The organism is Neptuniibacter halophilus (assembly GCF_030295765.1).
In the GTDB taxonomy this organism is placed as follows: domain Bacteria; phylum Pseudomonadota; class Gammaproteobacteria; order Pseudomonadales; family Balneatricaceae; genus Neptuniibacter; species Neptuniibacter halophilus.
Map to the genome: position 1 here is coordinate 1,437,868 of NZ_AP027292.1, position 20,466 is coordinate 1,458,333.

Below are 20,466 nucleotides of genomic sequence, written 5' to 3' on the forward strand. Positions count from 1 at the left end.
CTCTATTACTCGCCACCCAGGAAATCAATCTCAGAGCCTTCAGCCAGTGCAACGTATGCTTTACGCACATCGCTACGCTTACCGAAACCACGCATAGTACGCTTGGTTTTGCCCTTAGCATTGAGAACGTTCACGCCTTTAACTTTAACGTTGAACAGCTCTTCAACTGCCTGTTTGATTTCCGGTTTAGTAGCGTCTTTTGCTACACGAAAAACAACCTGCTGAGAACCATCAGCTACGATAGTAGCTTTCTCGGAGATGTGCGGGCCCAGCAGCACTTGATAAATGCGTTCCTGTTTCATGCCAGCTTCTCCTCGATTTTCTTCAGCGCAGCTACAGTAACCAGTACTTTTTCAAAGCCAACCAGCGAAACTGGGTCCAGGCCTTCAGCATCACGTACGTCAACGTGTGGTACGTTGCGGGATGCCAGGTACAGGTTCTGCTCTACGTCTTCAGTAATCAGCAGTGCATTATCCAGCTCAAGCTCGTTCAGCTTGGCCACAAACTGTTTTGTCTTTGGAGACTCAACAGCAAACTCTTCAACAACAACCAGACGCTCCTGACGTACCAGCTCAGAGAAGATGCAACGCATTGCTGCGCGGTACATTTTCTTGTTTACTTTCTGAGCATAGTCACGTGGCTGAGCAGCAAAGGTCACACCACCAGCACGCCAGATTGGAGAACGGCTAGTTCCCGCACGTGCACGGCCAGTACCTTTCTGACGCCATGGTTTTGCACCGCCACCAGAAACCGCAGAACGGTTTTTCTGAGCTTTAGTACCCTGACGACCGCCAGCCAGGTAAGCAGTAACTACCTGGTGTACCAGCGTCTCGTTGAATTCTTTACCAAAAGCCAGGTCGGAAACTTCAACCGAACCATTAGCTCCAGCTAAATTCAGATTCATTTCAAACCCCCTTAGGCGCCAGCTTTAACAGCTGGTTTAACGATTACGTCACCGCCAGTTGCGCCTGGAACAGCACCTTTGATCAACAGCAGGTTGCGTTCAGCGTCTACGCGAACAACTTCCAGGGTCTGAACGGTTACACGCTCATTACCCATCTGACCTGCCATCTTCTTGCCTTTCCAAACACGACCAGGAGTCTGACACTGACCAATAGAACCCGGAGCACGGTGAGAAAGAGAGTTACCGTGAGTCGCGTCCTGCATGGAGAAGTTCCAGCGCTTGATACCACCCTGGAAACCTTTACCTTTGGACTGACCTGTTACGTCAACTTTCTGACCAGCTTCGAAGCGCGCAACTGTCAGCTCGTCGCCAACGTTGACTTCGTCGCCACCTGACAGGCGGAACTCCCACAAACCACGGCCCGCTTCTACGCCCGCTTTAGCGAAGTTACCGGCTTCTGGCTTAGACAGGCGATTAGCCTTCTTACAACCAGTAGTAACCTGCACAGCAGTGTAGCCGTCGGTTTCTTCTGTTTTCACAGCAGTAACGCGGTTCGGTTCCACTTCGATGACGGTGACTGGCACGGATACGCCGTCTTCAGTGAAGACGCGAGTCATACCCGCTTTACGTCCGATTAGACCTACAGACATTTCTTTTAAAACCTCTTGCCAGTTGTGTACGGGGCTGTTACCCACTACGGCTGCCCTTTCCAGAGCATTCCACACTAAATAAGCGCTTCATTAATAAAAATTAATTCTGCGCAGTTGCCTTATTAGCCGAGGCTGATCTGCACTTCAACACCCGCAGCAAGATCCAGCTTCATCAGTGCGTCAACTGTCTTTTCAGTTGGCTCAACGATGTCCAGAACACGCTTGTGAGTACGGATTTCATACTGATCACGTGCATCTTTGTTCACGTGAGGTGAAATCAGAACTGTGTAGCGTTCTTTGCGAGTAGGAAGCGGGATCGGGCCCCGTACCTGAGCGCCTGTTCTTTTCGCAGTATCAACGATTTCCTGCGCAGAAGAGTCGATCAAGCGATGATCAAAGGCTTTCAGACGAATACGAATTTTCTGATTCTGCATTTCGATCACACATTTCCAAAAAATTATTTAACGGCATAGCCGACCTCCCCCTACAATGAGGGGGACGCAAATTCTACTTAGGTCAGCTAATCAGGTCAACCTAATTGCCGAATATTTTGTACAAATAACAAACAAATCTAAACCAACCCACTTCTATCCACCGATTGGCTCTGATGCTGCTATTTGCGCCAGACACAAAAAAGCCCTCACAAGGAGGGCCTTTTGAAATCAGAGAGTATTAATTACTCAACGATTTTAGATACAACGCCTGCACCTACAGTACGACCGCCTTCACGGATCGCAAAGCGCAGACCTTCTTCCATCGCAACTGGGTTGATCAGGGTAACGTCCATCTGAACGTTATCGCCTGGCATTACCATTTCTACACCCTCTGGCAGCTCACATGCACCAGTGATGTCAGTTGTACGGAAGTAGAACTGTGGACGGTAGCCTTTGAAGAATGGAGTGTGACGACCACCTTCTTCTTTGGACAGTACGTAAACTTCACCCTCGAAACGAGTGTGAGGAGTGATAGAACCTGGAGCAGCCAGTACCTGACCACGCTCAACTTCCTCACGCTTAGTACCACGCAGCAGCGCACCAATGTTCTCACCTGCACGACCTTCGTCCAGCAGCTTACGGAACATCTCAACACCAGTACAAGTAGTAGTCGTAGTTTCTTTGATACCTACGATCTCAACTTCTTCACCAACTTTGATGATACCGCGCTCTACACGACCGGTTACTACAGTACCACGACCCTGGATAGAGAATACGTCCTCGATAGGCATGATGAATGCACCGTCGATTGCACGCTCTGGCTCTGGGATGTAAGAATCCAGAGTTTCCAGCAGTTTCTTAACTGCAGTAGTACCCAGCTCGTTGTCGTCTTCGCCGTTCAGAGCCATCAGTGCAGAACCTGGAACGATTGGAGTGTCGTCGCCCGGGAATTCGTACTGATCCAGCAGCTCACGCAGCTCCATTTCTACCAGTTCCAGCATCTCTGCGTATTCTTCAGAATCTGCACCACCACAGTCTTCTGCCAGCAGGTCTGCTTTGTTCAGGAATACTACGATGTAAGGTACACCTACCTGACGAGACAGCAGGATGTGCTCACGAGTCTGTGGCATTGGACCGTCGGTCGCACCACATACCAGAATCGCACCGTCCATCTGAGCCGCACCAGTGATCATGTTCTTAACATAGTCAGCGTGGCCCGGGCAGTCTACGTGCGCGTAGTGACGCTCAGTCGTATCGTACTCAACGTGAGAAGTCGCGATTGTGATACCACGCTCACGTTCTTCAGGAGCGTTATCGATGTTAGCGAAGTCTACCGCTGCACCACCGAATACTTCAGCCGCTACACGAGTCAGAGCTGCTGTCAGAGTAGTTTTACCGTGGTCAACGTGGCCGATTGTACCAACGTTAACGTGCGGTTTTGTGCGTTCAAATTGTTCTTTAGCCACTTTTCATTACCTCAAGTAATTAGGCGAATAAAATATTAGTTCTGATTGATTACAGCGTCGGCGACATTTTGCGGCGCTTCCGCGTACTCGAGAAACTCCATCGAATAAGTCGCACGACCCTGGGTAGCAGAGCGAAGGTCGGTTGCATAACCGAACATTTCACCCAGCGGCACCTGAGCGTTGATAATCTTACCCGAAGAACTATCTTCCATACCCTGGACTAATCCACGACGACGATTAAGGTCACCCATCACGTCACCCATGTAATCTTCCGGGGTCACAACTTCAACTTTCATCATCGGCTCAAGCAGGCAGGGACTAGCTTCCTGCGCGTACTTTTTCAGCGCCTGAGATGCAGCGATTTTAAACGCCATTTCGTTGGAGTCAACTTCATGGAAGGAACCATCGTACAGGCGGGCTTTCAAGCCGATCAGCGGGTAGCCCGCGATAACACCATTGTGCATCTGCTCTTCGATGCCTTTCTGTACTGCTGGAATATATTCCTTAGGAATAGCACCACCGACGACTTCGTTGATAAATTCCAGACCTTCCTGATCAGAAGGACTGAACTCAACAACAACATGGCCATACTGGCCACGACCACCGGACTGACGCGCAAACTTATGGTTTGCAACAACAGGCTGACGGATTTTCTCGCGGTAGGCTACCTGCGGTTTACCGATATTGGCCTCGACCTTGAACTCACGCTTCATTCGATCCACGATGATATCAAGGTGCAACTCACCCATACCGGAGATGATAGTCTGACCTGTTTCTTTGTCGGTCTCGACCTTGAAGGAGGGATCTTCCTGAGCCAGTTTGCCCAGTGCAATACCCATCTTTTCCTGGTCGGCCTGAGATCGAGGCTCAACTGCAACGGAAATTACCGGATCCGGGAATTCCATGCGCTCAAGGACAATTTTGTTGTCTCCGTCACACAAGGTATCGCCTGTAGTAACATCCTTCATGCCGATCAGTGCAGCGATATCACCCGCACGCACTTCTTTGATCTCTTCCCGGTTATTGGAGTGCATCTGCACCATACGGCCGACACGCTCTTTTTTACTTTTAACCGAGTTGAATACAGCATCACCGGATTTCAGTACGCCGGAGTAAACCCGCACAAAGGTCAGAGTTCCGACAAACGGGTCCGTAGCAATTTTGAAAGCCAGCGCCGCGAACGGTGCATCATCATCTGCTTCACGCTGCGCAACAGTCTCATCAGCGTCGTCCAGTGTACCTTCGATCGCTTTTACCTCGACCGGGGACGGCATGTATTCGATGACTGCATCCAGTACTGCCTGAACACCTTTGTTCTTAAAGGCAGAACCTGCCTGAACCAGAACAATGTCGTTATCCAGCGTACGGGCACGCAGGCCCTGCTTGATCTCTTCTTCGGACAGCTCACCTTCTTCAAGGTATTTGTCCATCAGATCCTCAGACGCTTCAGCAGCCGCTTCAACCAGTTGCTCACGCAACTCTTCCGCCTGATCCTGCAAATTCGCCGGAATATCTTCCAGCTCATAGGTCATGCCCTGATCTTCTGCATTCCACATGATGGCTTTCATGCGCACCAGATCAACCACACCGACGAAATCTTCTTCAGATCCGATAGGGAAGTTAATTGGCACTGCATTCGCGCCAAGACGCTCTTTCAGTTGATCAACAACCATGAAGAAATCCGCGCCAATACGGTCCATCTTATTGACGAACACCATGCGCGGAACTTCATATTTGTTGGCCTGACGCCATACAGTCTCAGTCTGAGGCTGCACACCTGAGGAGGCACAAAGCACAACAACCGCACCATCCAGTACACGCAGGGAACGCTCTACCTCAATGGTAAAATCAACGTGTCCCGGGGTGTCGATGATGTTAATTCGATGATCATCGAACTGTTGGTTCATGCCCTTCCAGAAACAGGTGGTAGCAGCAGAAGTGATGGTAATACCACGCTCCTGCTCCTGCTCCATCCAGTCCATGGTCGCAGCGCCATCATGTACTTCACCGATCTTATGAGAAAGACCGGTGTAGAACAGGATACGCTCCGTGGTAGTCGTTTTACCGGCATCAACATGCGCACAGATACCGATGTTACGGTAACGTGCGATTGGAGTTTTACGAGCCACGACTTAATCCTCAGTATCTTAGAAGCGGTAGTGAGCGAATGCTTTGTTCGCTTCAGCCATACGATGCACGTCTTCACGTTTCTTAACAGCCGCACCGCGGCCTTCAGATGCATCGATCAGCTCACCTGCCAGACGCAGCGCCATGGATTTCTCACCACGCTTACGAGCAGAATCTACAGCCCAACGCATAGCCAGAGCCATACGACGTGCAGGACGAACCTCTACAGGCACCTGATAAGTCGCACCACCAACACGGCGGGACTTAACTTCTACTGCAGGCTGGATCGCTTCCAGAGCTTTTTCAAATAGTTCCAGTGGGTCCTGGTCTGTACGTTCCTGGATCTTGTCCAGTGCGCCGTACACAATCTTCTCAGCAACAGATTTTTTGCCGCTAACCATTACATGGTTGATAAATTTAGCCAGAACTGTGTTGCCGAACTTAGGATCCGGCAGAATTTCGCGCTTTGCAGCGACGCGTCTTCTAGGCATTGATAAGCCCTCAATTCATTAAAAGGTCTTCAGGTATTCCAAGCAATTGATGCAAGGCCTTACTCTTACCGTGTATTCGGTTTAGCTTTTAGCAGTACTAGAAGCTTCGCCGCAGGGACATCGATTAAGATTTAGGACGCTTAGCACCGTACTTAGAACGGCCTTGCTTACGCTCATTAACACCTGAGCAGTCCAGTGCGCCACGCACAGTGTGATAGCGAACACCTGGAAGGTCCTTAACACGACCACCACGAATCAGAACAACGCTGTGCTCCTGCAGGTTGTGACCTTCACCACCAATGTAGGAAGCAACCTCGAAGCCGTTGGTCAGACGAACACGGCATACTTTACGCAGTGCAGAGTTCGGTTTTTTCGGAGTAGTGGTGTAAACACGGGTACAAACGCCACGACGCTGAGGACAAGCCTGCAATGCACGAACATCGCTTGGCTGAACTTTGCGCTTACGTGGTTTACGTACCAGCTGGTTAATCGTTGCCATTAAGCAAACTCCACGTTTTGATTTAACACCATAAAAAATTGGATTTTTTGAAATCCAACCACAAAGGGGCCGGAATTTTAATCAATTCCGGCCCCGATCGTCAAATACTGGATACTATTTATTCAATAAAACAGTTATTCAGCATCTGGCATAGACGCATTCAGCGCTTCGGTCAGTGCCTGTTGCACCTCTTCCGCGCTCACAGTCATGCTTTCACCTTCAGCAGGCAGGGCACGCTTGCGCTTGCGTTCTTCGTGGTAAGCCAGACCAGAACCCGCCGGGATCAGTCGACCTACAACCACGTTTTCTTTCAGGCCACGCAGGAAGTCCTGCTTGCCGGTTACCGCACCTTCGGTCAGGACACGTGTAGTCTCCTGGAAGGATGCTGCAGAGATAAAGGACTCTGTCGCCAGGGAAGCTTTAGTGATACCCAGCAGTACACGGTCGTACTTAGCCGGGATCTTACCTGCTGCTTCCAGCTCCTCGTTCTCAGCCAGAACCGCCTGGTATTCAACCTGATCGCCCGGGATGAAAGTAGAGTCACCGGAAGAGATAATCTCTACCTTACGCAGCATCTGGCGAACGATAACTTCAATGTGCTTATCGTTGATGCCTACACCCTGCAGACGGTATACATCCTGGATTTCACCGGTGATGTATTTAGCCAGCTCTTCCACACCCAGGACACGCAGAATGTCGTGCGGGTTAGAAGGACCATCGGAGATCACCTCACCCTTCTCAACCTGCTCACCTTCGAACACGTTGAGGTTACGCCATTTCTGGATCATGGTTTCATGCGGCTCAGCATCGTTCGGAGAGATCACCAGACGTTTCTTGCCTTTCGTCTCTTTACCGAAGCCAACGATACCGGACACTTCCGCCAGAATTGCAGATTCTTTCGGCTTACGCGCTTCAAACAGGTCAGCCACTCGTGGCAGACCACCGGTGATATCCTTGTTCACGGTACCTTCCTGAGGAATACGTGCCAGAACATCACCTACCTGAACCTCTGCCCCATCGGACAGGTTCATGATCGCTTTAGCCGGCAGCAGATACTGTGCTGCTGAATCGGTACCCGGATGCATTACGTCATTGCCGTTTGCATCCAGCAGTTTGATCATCGGACGGATATCTTTACCCGCAGCCGGACGATCTTTAACGTCCAGAACCTCAGTGGTCGACAGACCTGTCAGCTCGTCTGTCTGGCTCTTAACGGTAATACCGTCTTCCATGCCTGACAGCTCAACGCGACCTGCCACCTCAGAGATGATCGGGTGCGTATGCGGGTCCCAGTTAGCGACGATATCGCCCGCTTCAACGGCGCTGCCGTCTTTCACTTTGATTACAGAACCGTAAGGCAGCTTGTAACGTTCACGCTCACGACCGTGCTCATCGGTCACACCCAGCTCACCGGAACGGGAGGTTGCTACCAGAGCACCATCCGGACGTTCTACAAACTTAAGGTTGTGCAGACGAATTTCACCGCCGTTCTTAACCTGAATACTGTCAACAGCCGCTGCCCGTGACGCCGCACCACCGATGTGGAACGTACGCATGGTCAGCTGTGTACCCGGCTCACCGATAGACTGAGCTGCGATAACACCCACGGCTTCACCCGGGTTAACCAGATGGCCACGACCCAGATCACGACCGTAACAGCTTGCGCAGATACCGTGACGGGTACGACAGGTAATTGCGCTACGTACTTTGATCTCATCGATAGAGGAGTAAGCTTCGTCATTTTCCAGACGGTGCTTCCAGGCTTCATCGATCAGGGTACCGGCTTCAATCAGTACATCAACGCCAGCCGGATCAAGTACATCTTCAGCAACCACACGACCAAGGACACGATCGCCCAGTGCAACCACTACGTCGCCACCTTCGATCAGAGGCACCATGCTCAGACCTTCTGTGGTACCGCAGTCGCTCTCAGTGATAACCACATCCTGCGCCACGTCTACCAGACGACGAGTCAGGTAACCGGAGTTCGCAGTTTTCAGTGCGGTATCCGCCAGACCTTTACGTGCACCGTGGGTCGAGATGAAGTACTGCAGTACGTTCAGACCTTCACGGAAGTTCGCGGTAATTGGCGTCTCGATGATGGAGCCGTCCGGCTTCGCCATCAGACCACGCATACCGGCAAGCTGACGAATCTGTGCAGCACTACCTCGGGCACCGGAGTCCGCCATCATGTAAACCGAGTTGAAGGATTCCTGCTCGGAAGAATCACCGTCTTTGGTTACAACCGGCTCGGTTTTCAGGTTATCCATCATCTTCTTAGCCAGCAGCTCGTTAGCGCGGGACCAGATATCGATAACCTTGTTGTATTTCTCACCCTGCGTTACCAGACCATCAGCAAACTGGCGTTCGATATCCAGCACTTCAGCTTCTGCTTCGTTGATGATGGTCACTTTCTCTTCTGGAATCTCGAAGTCGTTTACACCGATAGATACACCGGACATCGTCGCCTGACGGAAGCCCATATACATCAGCTGGTCAGCAAAGATAACCGTATCTTTCAGACCACAACGACGGTACGCCTCATTCAACAGACGGGAGATCGCCTTTTTCTTCATCGGCTGGTTAACCAGCTCGTAAGGCAGACCCGCAGGAACGATAGCGAACAACAGCGCACGACCGGCTGTGGTTTCTTTCATCTCGGTAACGGTTTCCAGATTACCTTCGATGTCGCGGATGTTCTCAGTGATACGTACTTTGATCTTAGCCTGCAGATCCAGCTGGCCAGCACCCTGTGCACGCGCGATCTCTTCGATGTCGGCAAATACCATGCCTTCACCTTTAGCGTTTACACGCTCACGCGTCATGTAGTACAGACCCAGTACAACGTCCTGTGACGGTACGATGATAGGCTCACCGTTCGCAGGAGACAGTACGTTGTTGGTAGACATCATCAGAGCACGCGCTTCAAGCTGTGCTTCGATTGTCAGCGGTACGTGTACCGCCATCTGGTCACCGTCGAAGTCAGCGTTGTATGCCGCACATACCAGCGGGTGAAGCTGAATCGCTTTACCTTCAATCAGTACAGGTTCAAATGCCTGGATACCCAGACGGTGCAGAGTAGGCGCACGGTTCAGCAGTACCGGATGCTCACGGATAACTTCATCCAGAATATCCCATACCAGTGCTTCTTCACGCTCAACCATCTTCTTAGCGGCTTTAATCGTAGTCGCGTGACCACGCAGCTCAAGCTTGGAGAAGATGAACGGCTTGAACAGTTCCAGCGCCATTTTCTTAGGCAGACCACACTGGTGCAGACGCAGGTATGGACCTACCACGATTACGGAACGGCCAGAGTAATCTACACGTTTACCCAGCAGGTTCTGACGGAAACGACCCTGCTTACCTTTGATCATGTCTGCCAGAGATTTCAGCGGACGCTTGTTGGAGCCGGTGATCGCACGACCGCGACGACCATTATCCAGCAGCGCATCAACTGATTCCTGCAGCATACGTTTTTCGTTACGCACAATGATGTCAGGTGCGTTCAGGTCGAGCAGACGCTTCAGACGGTTGTTACGGTTGATAACACGACGGTACAGATCGTTCAGATCTGAAGTCGCGAAACGACCACCATCCAGCGGTACCAGAGGACGCAGATCTGGCGGCAGAACCGGCAGCACTTCAAGAATCATCCACTCCGGCTTGTTACCGGATTTGTAGAATGCTTCCAGCAATTTCAGACGCTTGGACAGCTTCTTGATCTTGGTTTCAGAGTTAGTCTGCGGCAGTTCTTCACGCAGTTGGTTAACTTCTTCTTCCAGCTCGATAGAAGACAGCAGCTCTTTAACCGCTTCTGCACCCATGCGGGCATCGAAATCATCACCGAACTCTTCCAGCGCTTCGAAGTACTGTTCATCGTTCAGCAGCTGACCGCGCTCCAGCGTGGTCATACCCGGATCGATAACAACAAAAGATTCGAAGTACAGTACGCGTTCGATATCACGCAGCGTCATATCCAGCATCAGACCGATACGGGACGGCAGCGATTTCAGGAACCAGATGTGAGCAACCGGAGAGGCCAGTTCGATGTGCGCCATACGCTCACGACGAACCTTCGCCAGGGTCACTTCAACACCACACTTCTCGCAGATAACACCGCGGTGTTTCATGCGCTTGTACTTACCGCACAGACACTCGTAGTCTTTTACCGGGCCAAAAATCTTGGCACAGAACAGACCTTCGCGCTCTGGCTTGAAGGTACGGTAGTTAATGGTTTCCGGCTTTTTAACTTCGCCGTAAGACCATGAACGGATCATTTCCGGAGAGGCCAGTGAGATCTTGATCGAGTCAAACTCTTCAGATTGGCCCTGTGTTTTAAGCAGATTCAGCAGATCTTTCATTCTTTCAAGCTCCTAACGGAGTTCTTGCTTGAGGCCGCCGCTCGGGCGACCCCCGCCTGGTATACAGTTATGCGCTTATTCGGATTCGAGCTCGATGTCGATACCCAGAGAACGAATCTCTTTAATAAGTACGTTGAAGGATTCCGGCATACCCGGCTCCATACGGTGATCGCCATCCACGATGTTCTTATACATCTTGGTACGGCCATTCACGTCATCGGACTTAACTGTGAGCATCTCCTGCAGAGTATATGCCGCACCGTAAGCTTCCAGTGCCCATACCTCCATCTCACCGAAGCGCTGACCACCGAACTGAGCCTTACCACCCAGCGGCTGCTGAGTAACCAGGCTGTAAGAACCGGTAGAACGCGCGTGCATCTTGTCGTCTACCAGGTGGTTCAGTTTCAGCATGTACATGTAACCTACGGTGACCGGGCGATCGAATTTGTTACCGGTACGACCATCAAACAGGGTAGTCTGACCACTGTCATCCAGCCCCGCCAGACGCAGCAGGCTCTTCAGCTCAACCTCTTTGGCACCGTCGAATGCCGGCGTCGCCAGTGGGACACCGCCACACAGGTTCTTCGCCAGTTCCAGAATCTCTTCATCGGTGAAGTTATCCAGATCTTCTGTACGGCTGTTCATGCCCGCACCCAGGTCAGCATTGTAGATCTGATCCAGGAAACTGCGAATTTCAGAGACAGTCTCAGCGCGCTCACGCTCCTGATCCAGCATCTCGTTGATACGACGACCCAGACCTTTCGCAGCCATACCCATGTGTGTTTCAAGGATCTGACCAACGTTCATTCGGGACGGTACACCCAGCGGGTTCAGTACGATGTCTACCGGCTCACCATTCTGATCGTATGGCATATCTTCAACCGGCATGATAACGGAGATTACACCCTTGTTACCGTGACGACCTGCCATCTTGTCACCCGGCTGTACGCGACGCTTGGTAGCTACGTAAACCTTAACGATCTTCAGCACGCCCGGTGCCAGATCATCGCCGGTCTGGAGCTTGCTCTTCTTATCTTCGAAGCGCTTATCCAGAGACTCTTTACGATCTTCCAGTTGCTTCTGAGCCAGCTCAAGCTGTTCAGCAGCGTTCTCGTCAGCAACACGGATGTTGAACCAGTCAGACTTGCTCAGACCCGACAGGAATTCAGCCGTGATCTCTTCGCCTTTCTTCAGGCCAGCACCGCCGTCAGCTTTCAGACCAACCAGCACTTTCTGCAGACGCTCGAAGGTTGCCTGCTCAACAATGCGCAGCTCTTCGTTGAGGTCTTTGCGGATCGCATCCAGTTCGGATTTCTCGATCGACAGAGCACGCTCATCTTTCTGTACGCCGTCACGTGTGAATACCTGAACGTCGATAACTTTACCGACAGTACCGGTCTTAACACGCAGTGAGGTATCTTTTACGTCAGACGCTTTCTCACCGAAGATTGCACGCAGCAGTTTCTCTTCCGGTGTTAGCTGGCTTTCGCCTTTAGGCGTTACTTTACCAACCAGAATGTCACCCGGGCCCACTTCGGCACCGATGTGAACAATACCGGCCTCATCCAGCTTAGCCAGCGCAGATTCACCCACGTTCGGGATATCCGCAGTAATCTCTTCAGAACCCAGCTTAGTATCACGCGCCACACAGGTCAGTTCCTGAATGTGGATAGTGGTGAAACGATCTTCCTGAACGACACGCTCAGAGATCAGGATGGAGTCCTCGAAGTTGTAACCGTTCCACGGCATGAACGCGATACGCATGTTCTGACCCAGCGCCAGCTCACCCATATCGACAGACGGACCGTCGGCCATAACATCGCCAACCTTAACCACATCACCCGGGTTCACAATGGAACGCTGGTTGATGCAGGTGTTCTGGTTGGAACGGGTGTATTTGGTCAGGTTGTAGATATCTACACCTGCATCGCCCGCTACCACTTCGTCGTCGTTAACACGAACAACGATTCGGCTGGCATCAACCGATTCAATCAGACCACCGCGACGGGCAACCACACATACACCGGAGTCCTGTGCCACGTTACGCTCGATACCGGTACCAACCAGCGGCTTATCAGCACGCAGTGTTGGCACAGCCTGACGCTGCATGTTCGATCCCATCAATGCACGGTTCGCGTCATCGTGTTCCAGGAACGGGATCAGCGATGCCGCAACGGATACAACCTGACGTGGAGAAACGTCCATGTACTGAACTTTCTCGGGTGCCATTACCGTGGTTTCGTTGAGGTGACGAACGGTAACCATGTCATCAACCAGACGACCTTCGTCATCCATGGTTGCAGATGCCTGCGCGATAACGAAGGTGTTCTCTTCGATGGCAGACAGGTAATCCAGCTCATCGGTAACCTTGCTGTCTACCACGCGACGGTATGGTGTTTCCAGGAAACCGTAGTCATTGGTACGGGCAAAGGTTGCCAGCGAGTTAATCAGGCCGATGTTCGGACCTTCAGGTGTCTCGATCGGACATACACGACCGTAGTGAGTCGGGTGTACGTCACGCACCTCAAAGCCGGCACGCTCACGGGTCAGACCACCCGGACCCAGCGCGGATACACGGCGCTTGTGAGTCACTTCAGACAGCGGGTTGTTCTGATCCATAAACTGAGACAGCTGAGAAGAACCGAAGAACTCTTTAATGGCTGCAGCAACCGGCTTGGCGTTGATCAGATCCTGAGGCATCAGGTTATCGGACTCAGCCATGCTCAGACGTTCACGAACGGCGCGCTCAACACGTACCAGACCTACACGGAACTGGTTTTCAGCCATTTCGCCCACGGAGCGGATACGACGGTTACCCAGGTGGTCGATATCATCAACGGTGCCTTTACCGTTACGGATATCGATCAGGGTCTTCATCACTTCCAGAATGTCTTCTTTGTCCAGTACGCCGGAACCGGTCACCGCTTCACGGCCCAGACGACGGTTGAACTTCATGCGACCAACGGCAGACAGGTCGTAACGCTCTTCCGTAAAGAACAGGTTCTCGAACAGTGCTTCTGCAGATTCTTTTGTTGGCGGCTCACCAGGACGCATCATGCGGTAGATCTCAACCAGCGCTTCCAACTGGTTACGGGTCGGATCATTACGCAGCGTGTCGGAGATGAACGGACCGCAGTCCAGATCATTGGTGTACAGCGTTTCAAAATCAGTGATGTTCGCAGCGCGCAGCTTCTCAACCAGATCTTCAGTAATCTCTGCGTTACATCCACAGATCAGTTCACCGGTAGAAGGGTCTGCAATATCACGGGCGATCGCTTTACCAGCCAGGTACTCCATTGGTACTTCAAGCTGTTCCATACCCGCTTTAGCCATCTGGCGGATGTGACGTGGCGTGATACGACGGCCCGGCTCAACAATCACATTACCTTCAGGGTCTTTCACTTCAAAAGACAGCGTTTCGCCACGCAGACGGTCAGCAATCAGCTGCATGTGAATCGCATCGTCGCTCAGCTTCCATGAAGTGTTGTCGAAGAAGATTTCCAGCATCTCTTCAGCTTCATAGCCGAGTGCGCGCAGCAGGATAGTTGCCGGCAGCTTACGACGACGGTCGATACGTACAAACAGACTGTCTTTTGGATCAAATTCGAAATCCAGCCACGAACCACGGTAAGGAATAACGCGTGCAGAATACAGCAGCTTACCGGAGGAGTGAGTTTTACCCTTGTCGTGGTCGAAGAACACACCTGGTGAACGGTGCAACTGAGATACGATAACTCGCTCAGTACCGTTAACAACGAAGGTGCCGTTTTCAGTCATCAGGGGCATTTCGCCCATGTAGACTTCCTGTTCCTTAATATCTTTTACGGCTTTGTTGCTGGATTCACGGTCATAGATAACCAGACGAACTTTAACGCGCAGAGGGGCGGCGTATGTAATACCGCGTATCTGACACTCTTTCACGTCAAATACAGGCTCACCCAGACGATAGCCAACGTATTCCAGAGATGCATTTCCGGAATAGGACACGATTGGGAAGACAGAGTTAAATGCTGCATGCAGACCAGCATCCAGACGATCTGCCGGTTCAACCCCAGTCTGTAAAAACTTCTTATAGGAGTCGAGCTGTATTGCCAGCAAGTAAGGCACATCCATTACTTGCGGCAGTTTACCGAAGTCCTTACGGATGCGTTTCTTTTCAGTGTATGAATAAGCCATCAGTGTTCCCCAGCAAGTGCACCAATTTATAAGCAGGCCGAAACCCCGTTCCGGACTGTGTTACCGCTATTTATTTGCTGTCTATAAATAACGGAAAAAGGCCGGTGGCATTTTGCCACCAGCCGTCAGCACTTCGAACAGTAAACTGTTCGGATTTGCATTGAAGCTATTACTTAACTTCAACAGAAGCGCCAGCTTCTTCCAGTGCTTTCTGAAGTTCTTCAGCTTCTTCTTTGCTAACGCCTTCTTTAACAGCAGCAGGAGCGCCATCAACGATTGCTTTAGCTTCTTTCAGGCCCAGACCTGTTGCGCCACGAACAGCTTTGATAACGTTAACTTTCTTATCGCCTGCGCCAGTCAGGATAACGTCAAATTCAGTTTTCTCTTCAGCAGCACCAGCGTCGCCGCCAGCAGCACCACCGGCAACAACAGCAGCCGCTGCAGTTACACCGAATTTTTCTTCCATTGCTTCGATCAGAGCAACAACGTCTTTAACAGACATTTCAGCAATTGCGTTTAGGATATCTTCGTTAGTCAGAGACATTTTCTAATTCCTGATATTTGTAAGCCCGGAGGCTCATTAAAACTTGTATAAAAAAGGTTGCGTATAAACTTACGCAGCCTGCTCTTCTTTCTGGTCGCGAACCGCTGCAATAGTACGGCACAGTTTGCCGGCAGCAGCTTCTTTCATGCACATCATCAGCTTGGCGATTGCTTCGTCGTATGTTGGCAGGCTTGCCAGTACAGATACGTCTACCACTTCACCTTCAAATGCTGCAGCTTTCAGTTCCAACTTATCATTGCTTTTCGCAAAGTCTCGCAGAATACGAGCGCCAGCGCCCGGATGTTCTGTAGAGAAAGCAATGATACTTGGACCTTTGAAAGAGTCCTGCAAGCATGCATAGTCAGTGCCTTCGACTGCGCGGCGAGCCAGAGTGTTACGTACGACTTTCAGCCATACGCCAGCTTCACGGGCTTCTTTACGCAGTGCGGTCATATCGCCTACTTCAACGCCGCGGGAATCCGCAACAACAGCAGACAGAGCACTTTTAGCAGCTTCCTGGACTTCAGCGACGATCGCTTTTTTATCTTCGAGTCCTAATGCCACGATTTACTCCTGGAGTAGTCTTTCGACTTATTACCAACCGCCCCGTTACCGGGGCTTCCGAGTACGGTGGTCTGATTCAAATATCGAATCTCACCGTCTGCGCAGGCTGGTTTTTCCCATTAAGATAGGGGGTTAGCCCTATCACCTGCGGTCTTTGACGGCCTTCATCTCTGTGTAACAGGTACAGAAGACCCTCAAAAAACCTTTCATATTGATCAGACTTCCAGAGAACTCTGATCAACCAGCAAACCTGGACCCATGGTAGTGGACAGGGTTACTTTCTTCAGATACACGCCTTTAGCAGAAGCTGGCTTCAGCTTCTTCAGGTCAGCAATCAGCGCTTCGATGTTCTGCTTGATAGCAGCCGCGTCGAAGTCTGCTTTACCAACACCCGCGTGGATGATGCCGTTCTTATCAGTACGGAAACGAACCTGACCCGCTTTCGCGTTTTTAACAGCCGTTTCAACGTCTGGAGTTACAGTACCAACCTTAGGGTTAGGCATCAGACCACGTGGGCCCAGAACCTGACCCAGCTGGCCTACAACGCGCATTGCATCCGGAGTTGCAATAACAACGCCGAAGTCCAGGTCGCCGCCTTTGATCTGTTCAGCCAGATCTTCGAAACCAACAACATCAGCACCCGCTGCTTTTGCTTTCTCAGCGTTTTCACCCTGAGCAAACACAGCAACACGTACATCGTTACCAGTACCGTTTGGCAGTACAGTAGAACCACGAACAACCTGATCAGATTTACGTGGATCAACACCCAGATTTACTGCAACATCAACAGTCTCTTTGAACTTAACAGTAGACAGTTCGTTCAGCAGAGACACTGCATCTTCAACAGCGTAAGCTTTGCCCGCTTCAACTTTCTCAGCGATCAGCTTCTGACGTTTAGTTAACTTAGCCATTACTCATCACCCTCCGGAATCAGACCCATGCTACGTGCAGTACCAGCGATAGTACGAACCGCTGCATCCATATCAGCAGCAGTCAGGTCTGGCATTTTAACAGTAGCAATCTCTTCCATCTGAGCGCGGGAGATGTTACCCACTTTCTCAGTGTTTGGACGACCGGAACCGCTCTTCAGGCCCGCTGCTTTTTTCAGCAGAACAGCCGCAGGAGGGGTTTTAGTGATGAATGTAAAGCTGCGATCTGCGTATACAGTGATAACAACAGGAACCGGCAGGCCGTTTTCCATGCTCTGTGTCTGAGCATTGAACGCCTTACAGAATTCCATGATGTTAACACCATGCTGACCCAGTGCCGGACCTACTGGAGGTGACGGATTCGCACCACCGGCTGGAACCTGCAGCTTAATATAAGCTTCAATCTTCTTAGCCATTTTTCAATGTACTCCTAGTGGGTTCAAACGCCTCTCGGCTCCCCATTTTCTCAAGACAGAAAAACCCCAGCTCTCGCTGAGGTTATTCCTTAAAACCGGATATCAGGCCTTTTCGACCTGACCGAAATCCAATTCTACCGGTGTCGAGCGACCAAAAATCAGAACCGCTACCTGCAGCTTGTTCTTCTCGTAGTTGATCTCTTCGACAACACCGTTAAAGTCAGCAAATGGACCATCGATAACACGTACCATCTCGCCCGGCTCAAACACCGTCTTAGGCCGCGGCTTATCAACGCCACTTTCAACCCGACTCAAAATCTCATTAGCTTCCGCTTCAGTAATTGGCGCCGGGTTACCCGCAGTACCACCAATAAAGCCCAGAACGTGCGGCGTATCTTTAACCAGATGCCAGCTCTCATCGTTCATATCCATATTCACCAGAACATAACCAGGATAGAACTTACGCTCAGACTTACGCTTCTTACCGTCGCGAATTTCTACAACCTCTTCGGTAGGCACCAATACCTCACCAAACAGATCCTGCATAGAGTGCAGTTCAATTCGTTCTTTCAGCGTGTTCATTACACGCTTTTCGTACCCGGAGTACGCATGTACCACATACCAACGCTTAGACATGCTTTTCAGCCTCTTAACCTATAGCTCCAGATACCAACCAGCCCAGCAGCGAATCAAGACCCCACAACATCAACCCAACAACCAGCACTACCACAACCACGATCATCGTAGTCTGAGCAGTCTCCTGACGGGTCGGCCATACAACCTTGCGAATTTCCTGCTTAGCTTCTTTAAACAGCGTAAAAAACGCTTTGCCCTTTGCAGTCTGAAGCGAGATAAAGCCCGCTACCAGCGCCAATACAAGCAGCGCCACAACACGATAGAACAAAGACTGATCTGCGTAGATAGAGTTACCTACAACACCTGCACCAACAATAGCCAGCACAACACCCCATTTCAGGAGATCAAACTTTGAACCTTCGGAGTTCACTTTAGCATTCACGCTTAGGCCTCAGGATTACTAATAACGCTTGTATTTTTTGATACCAACTCAGAAGAGAGTTGGCAGGCCAGGAGGGACTCGAACCCCCAACCTGCGGTTTTGGAGACCGCTGCTCTGCCAATTGAGCCACTGGCCTACTGCATAATAGGGAGGCGTATTGTATAAGCCTCCCTATCTCTTGGCAATACCTAAGTGTTGATTTTATTCAACAATCTTAGATACAACGCCTGCACCTACAGTACGACCGCCTTCACGGATCGCAAAGCGCAGACCTTCTTCCATCGCAACTGGGTTGATCAGGGTAACGTCCATCTGAACGTTATCGCCTGGCATTACCATTTCTACACCCTCTGGCAGCTCACATGCACCAGTGATGTCAGTTGTACGGAAGTAGAACTGTGGACGGTAGCCTTTGAAGAATGGAGTGTGACGACCACCTTCTTCTTTGGACAGTACGTAAACTTCACCCTCGAAACGAGTGTGAGGAGTGATAGAACCTGGAGCAGCCAGTACCTGACCACGCTCAACTTCCTCACGCTTAGTACCACGCAGCAGCGCACCAATGTTCTCACCTGCACGACCTTCGTCCAGCAGCTTACGGAACATCTCAACACCAGTACAAGTAGTAGTCGTAGTTTCTTTGATACCTACGATCTCAACTTCTTCACCAACTTTGATGATACCGCGCTCTACACGACCGGTTACTACAGTACCACGACCCTGGATAGAGAATACGTCCTCGATAGGCATGATGAATGCACCGTCGATTGCACGCTCTGGCTCTGGGATGTAAGAATCCAGAGTTTCCAGCAGTTTCTTAACTGCAGTAGTACCCAGCTCGTTGTCGTCTTCGCCGTTCAGAGCCATCAGTGCAGAACCTGGAACGATTGGAGTGTCGTCGCCCGGGAATTCGTACTGATCCAGCAGCTCACGCAGCTCCATTTCTACCAGTTCCAGCATCTCTGCGTATTCTTCAGAATCTGCACCACCACAGTCTTCTGCCAGCAGGTCTGCTTTGTTCAGGAATACTACGATGTAAGGTACACCTACCTGACGAGACAGCAGGATGTGCTCACGAGTCTGTGGCATTGGACCGTCGGTCGCACCACATACCAGAATCGCACCGTCCATCTGAGCCGCACCAGTGATCATGTTCTTAACATAGTCAGCGTGGCCCGGGCAGTCTACGTGCGCGTAGTGACGCTCAGTCGTATCGTACTCAACGTGAGAAGTCGCGATTGTGATACCACGCTCACGTTCTTCAGGAGCGTTATCGATGTTAGCGAAGTCTACCGCTGCACCACCGAATACTTCAGCCGCTACACGAGTCAGAGCTGCTGTCAGAGTAGTTTTACCGTGGTCAACGTGGCCGATTGTACCAACGTTAACGTGCGGTTTTGTGCGTTCAAATTGTTCTTTAGCCATCAGTCTGTCCAGTACAATTGATTTACAAAGCGCCAAATATAACAAAGGGCAGATATATTACTATATCTACCCTATAAAAAATCTGGAGCTCAAGAGCGGATTTGAACCGCCGACCTCACCCTTACCAAGGGTGTGCTCTACCCCTGAGCTACTTGAGCCTCACAATGCACATTGGAGCGGGTAGCGGGAATCGAACCCGCCTCTTCAGCTTGGAAGGCTGAGGTAATAGCCACTATACCATACCCGCCTTACTGCGAATGGTGGTGAGGGGTGGATTCGAACCACCGAAGCTTGCGCGTCAGATTTACAGTCTGATCCCTTTGGCCACTCGGGAACCTCACCAACAATGTATCACTCCGCCGAACCGTTGAGTGGTGCCGGCACCAAGAGTCGAACTCGGGACCTACTGATTACAAGTCAGTTGCTCTACCAACTGAGCTATACCGGCGCCTCAACAACGAA

General features: G+C 51.0%; 17 protein-coding genes and 5 tRNA genes. All 22 read right to left on the reverse strand.

The genetic code is table 11. From position 1 onward, the window contains the following. Window positions 1-5 precede the first annotated feature (5 nt). The 22 genes from rplW to QUD59_RS06775 all read right to left on the reverse strand — a co-directional run bounded on the left by rplW (window position 6) and on the right by QUD59_RS06775 (window position 20,452). On the reverse strand, window positions 6-302 hold the full coding sequence (gene rplW / locus QUD59_RS06670; RefSeq protein ID WP_286240379.1) for a 50S ribosomal protein L23: 297 nt from the start codon (window positions 300-302) through the stop codon (window positions 6-8). Next, window positions 299-904 (reverse strand): 50S ribosomal protein L4, encoded by a 606-nt coding sequence (gene rplD / locus QUD59_RS06675; protein ID WP_286240380.1) that lies wholly within the window; start codon window positions 902-904, stop codon window positions 299-301. The genes rplW and rplD overlap by 4 nt, the downstream gene beginning before the upstream one ends. An 11-nt stretch (window positions 905-915) precedes the next feature. Continuing rightward, window positions 916-1,554 (reverse strand): 50S ribosomal protein L3, encoded by a 639-nt coding sequence (rplC, locus tag QUD59_RS06680; protein ID WP_286240382.1) that lies wholly within the window; start codon window positions 1,552-1,554, stop codon window positions 916-918. A 122-nt stretch (window positions 1,555-1,676) separates the two neighbouring features. Beyond that, entirely contained in the window at window positions 1,677-1,988 is a 312-nt protein-coding gene (rpsJ, locus tag QUD59_RS06685) for a 30S ribosomal protein S10 (RefSeq protein ID WP_075174125.1), read from the reverse strand. A gap of 242 nt (window positions 1,989-2,230) precedes the next feature. Then, on the reverse strand, window positions 2,231-3,454 hold the full coding sequence (tuf, locus tag QUD59_RS06690) for an elongation factor Tu (RefSeq protein WP_286240384.1): 1,224 nt from the start codon (window positions 3,452-3,454) through the stop codon (window positions 2,231-2,233). Between the two features lie 35 nt (window positions 3,455-3,489). Beyond that, on the reverse strand, window positions 3,490-5,583 hold the full coding sequence (fusA, locus tag QUD59_RS06695; RefSeq protein ID WP_286240385.1) for an elongation factor G: 2,094 nt from the start codon (window positions 5,581-5,583) through the stop codon (window positions 3,490-3,492). An 18-nt stretch (window positions 5,584-5,601) separates the two neighbouring features. Next, window positions 5,602-6,072 carry a 30S ribosomal protein S7 gene (gene rpsG, locus QUD59_RS06700; protein WP_286240386.1) on the reverse strand — a complete coding sequence of 157 codons (471 nt, stop codon included), beginning with the start codon at window positions 6,070-6,072 and terminating at the stop codon, window positions 5,602-5,604. A gap of 124 nt (window positions 6,073-6,196) precedes the next feature. Further along, window positions 6,197-6,571, reverse strand: coding sequence for a 30S ribosomal protein S12 (gene rpsL / locus QUD59_RS06705; protein WP_007021369.1), 375 nt, complete (start codon window positions 6,569-6,571; stop codon window positions 6,197-6,199). A 134-nt stretch (window positions 6,572-6,705) separates the two neighbouring features. Continuing rightward, window positions 6,706-10,932, reverse strand: a complete 4,227-nt coding sequence (gene rpoC, locus QUD59_RS06710) for a DNA-directed RNA polymerase subunit beta' (protein ID WP_286240388.1) — start codon at window positions 10,930-10,932, stop codon at window positions 6,706-6,708. Between the two features lie 75 nt (window positions 10,933-11,007). After that, window positions 11,008-15,108, reverse strand: coding sequence for a DNA-directed RNA polymerase subunit beta (gene rpoB, locus QUD59_RS06715; protein ID WP_286240389.1), 4,101 nt, complete (start codon window positions 15,106-15,108; stop codon window positions 11,008-11,010). 169 nt (window positions 15,109-15,277) lie between these two features. Further along, the gene (gene rplL / locus QUD59_RS06720; RefSeq protein ID WP_286240390.1) at window positions 15,278-15,652 is read right to left on the reverse strand and encodes a 50S ribosomal protein L7/L12; all 375 of its coding nucleotides are present in this window, start codon (window positions 15,650-15,652) and stop codon (window positions 15,278-15,280) included. Between the two features lie 69 nt (window positions 15,653-15,721). Further along, complete coding sequence (rplJ, locus tag QUD59_RS06725) at window positions 15,722-16,216, reverse strand: 50S ribosomal protein L10 (protein ID WP_286240391.1); 495 nt, start codon at window positions 16,214-16,216, stop codon at window positions 15,722-15,724. A gap of 215 nt (window positions 16,217-16,431) precedes the next feature. Continuing rightward, window positions 16,432-17,127, reverse strand: coding sequence for a 50S ribosomal protein L1 (gene rplA, locus QUD59_RS06730; RefSeq protein WP_286240392.1), 696 nt, complete (start codon window positions 17,125-17,127; stop codon window positions 16,432-16,434). Further along, window positions 17,127-17,561 (reverse strand): 50S ribosomal protein L11, encoded by a 435-nt coding sequence (gene rplK, locus QUD59_RS06735; protein ID WP_007021375.1) that lies wholly within the window; start codon window positions 17,559-17,561, stop codon window positions 17,127-17,129. Before rplK ends, rplA begins: the two co-directional genes overlap by 1 nt. A gap of 102 nt (window positions 17,562-17,663) precedes the next feature. Further along, a complete protein-coding gene (nusG, locus tag QUD59_RS06740; RefSeq protein WP_286240393.1) occupies window positions 17,664-18,197 on the reverse strand; it encodes a transcription termination/antitermination protein NusG in 534 nt (177 codons plus the stop codon). A gap of 13 nt (window positions 18,198-18,210) precedes the next feature. Continuing rightward, on the reverse strand, window positions 18,211-18,579 hold the full coding sequence (gene secE / locus QUD59_RS06745) for a preprotein translocase subunit SecE (protein ID WP_286240395.1): 369 nt from the start codon (window positions 18,577-18,579) through the stop codon (window positions 18,211-18,213). A 60-nt stretch (window positions 18,580-18,639) separates the two neighbouring features. After that, window positions 18,640-18,715: transfer RNA gene (locus tag QUD59_RS06750), tRNA-Trp, on the reverse strand. A gap of 65 nt (window positions 18,716-18,780) precedes the next feature. Beyond that, entirely contained in the window at window positions 18,781-20,004 is a 1,224-nt protein-coding gene (gene tuf, locus QUD59_RS06755; RefSeq protein WP_286240384.1) for an elongation factor Tu, read from the reverse strand. Window positions 20,005-20,087: 83 nt separating this feature from the next. Beyond that, a tRNA-Thr gene (locus QUD59_RS06760) sits at window positions 20,088-20,162 on the reverse strand. A 14-nt stretch (window positions 20,163-20,176) separates the two neighbouring features. Next, window positions 20,177-20,251 (reverse strand) — tRNA-Gly (locus tag QUD59_RS06765). 11 nt (window positions 20,252-20,262) lie between these two features. After that, a tRNA-Tyr gene (locus QUD59_RS06770) sits at window positions 20,263-20,346 on the reverse strand. A gap of 30 nt (window positions 20,347-20,376) precedes the next feature. Continuing rightward, window positions 20,377-20,452, reverse strand: a tRNA-Thr gene (locus QUD59_RS06775). Window positions 20,453-20,466 lie beyond the last annotated feature (14 nt).

What these genes read in the sequence shown, in the direction of transcription:
- tuf (WP_286240384.1), bottom strand. Translation starts at nt 20,004, where the DNA reads ATGGCTAAAGAACAATTTGAACGCACAAAACCGCACGTTAACGTTGGT.
- rpsJ (WP_075174125.1), bottom strand. Translation starts at nt 1,988, where the DNA reads ATGCAGAATCAGAAAATTCGTATTCGTCTGAAAGCCTTTGATCATCGC.
- rplD (WP_286240380.1), bottom strand. Translation starts at nt 904, where the DNA reads ATGAATCTGAATTTAGCTGGAGCTAATGGTTCGGTTGAAGTTTCCGAC.
- rpsL (WP_007021369.1), bottom strand. Translation starts at nt 6,571, where the DNA reads ATGGCAACGATTAACCAGCTGGTACGTAAACCACGTAAGCGCAAAGTT.
- rpsG (WP_286240386.1), bottom strand. Translation starts at nt 6,072, where the DNA reads ATGCCTAGAAGACGCGTCGCTGCAAAGCGCGAAATTCTGCCGGATCCT.
- rplL (WP_286240390.1), bottom strand. Translation starts at nt 15,652, where the DNA reads ATGTCTCTGACTAACGAAGATATCCTAAACGCAATTGCTGAAATGTCT.
- nusG (WP_286240393.1), bottom strand. Translation starts at nt 18,197, where the DNA reads ATGTCTAAGCGTTGGTATGTGGTACATGCGTACTCCGGGTACGAAAAG.
- rplK (WP_007021375.1), bottom strand. Translation starts at nt 17,561, where the DNA reads ATGGCTAAGAAGATTGAAGCTTATATTAAGCTGCAGGTTCCAGCCGGT.
- rplC (WP_286240382.1), bottom strand. Translation starts at nt 1,554, where the DNA reads ATGTCTGTAGGTCTAATCGGACGTAAAGCGGGTATGACTCGCGTCTTC.
- rpoB (WP_286240389.1), bottom strand. Translation starts at nt 15,108, where the DNA reads ATGGCTTATTCATACACTGAAAAGAAACGCATCCGTAAGGACTTCGGT.
- rplW (WP_286240379.1), bottom strand. Translation starts at nt 302, where the DNA reads ATGAAACAGGAACGCATTTATCAAGTGCTGCTGGGCCCGCACATCTCC.
- rplA (WP_286240392.1), bottom strand. Translation starts at nt 17,127, where the DNA reads ATGGCTAAGTTAACTAAACGTCAGAAGCTGATCGCTGAGAAAGTTGAA.
- rpoC (WP_286240388.1), bottom strand. Translation starts at nt 10,932, where the DNA reads ATGAAAGATCTGCTGAATCTGCTTAAAACACAGGGCCAATCTGAAGAG.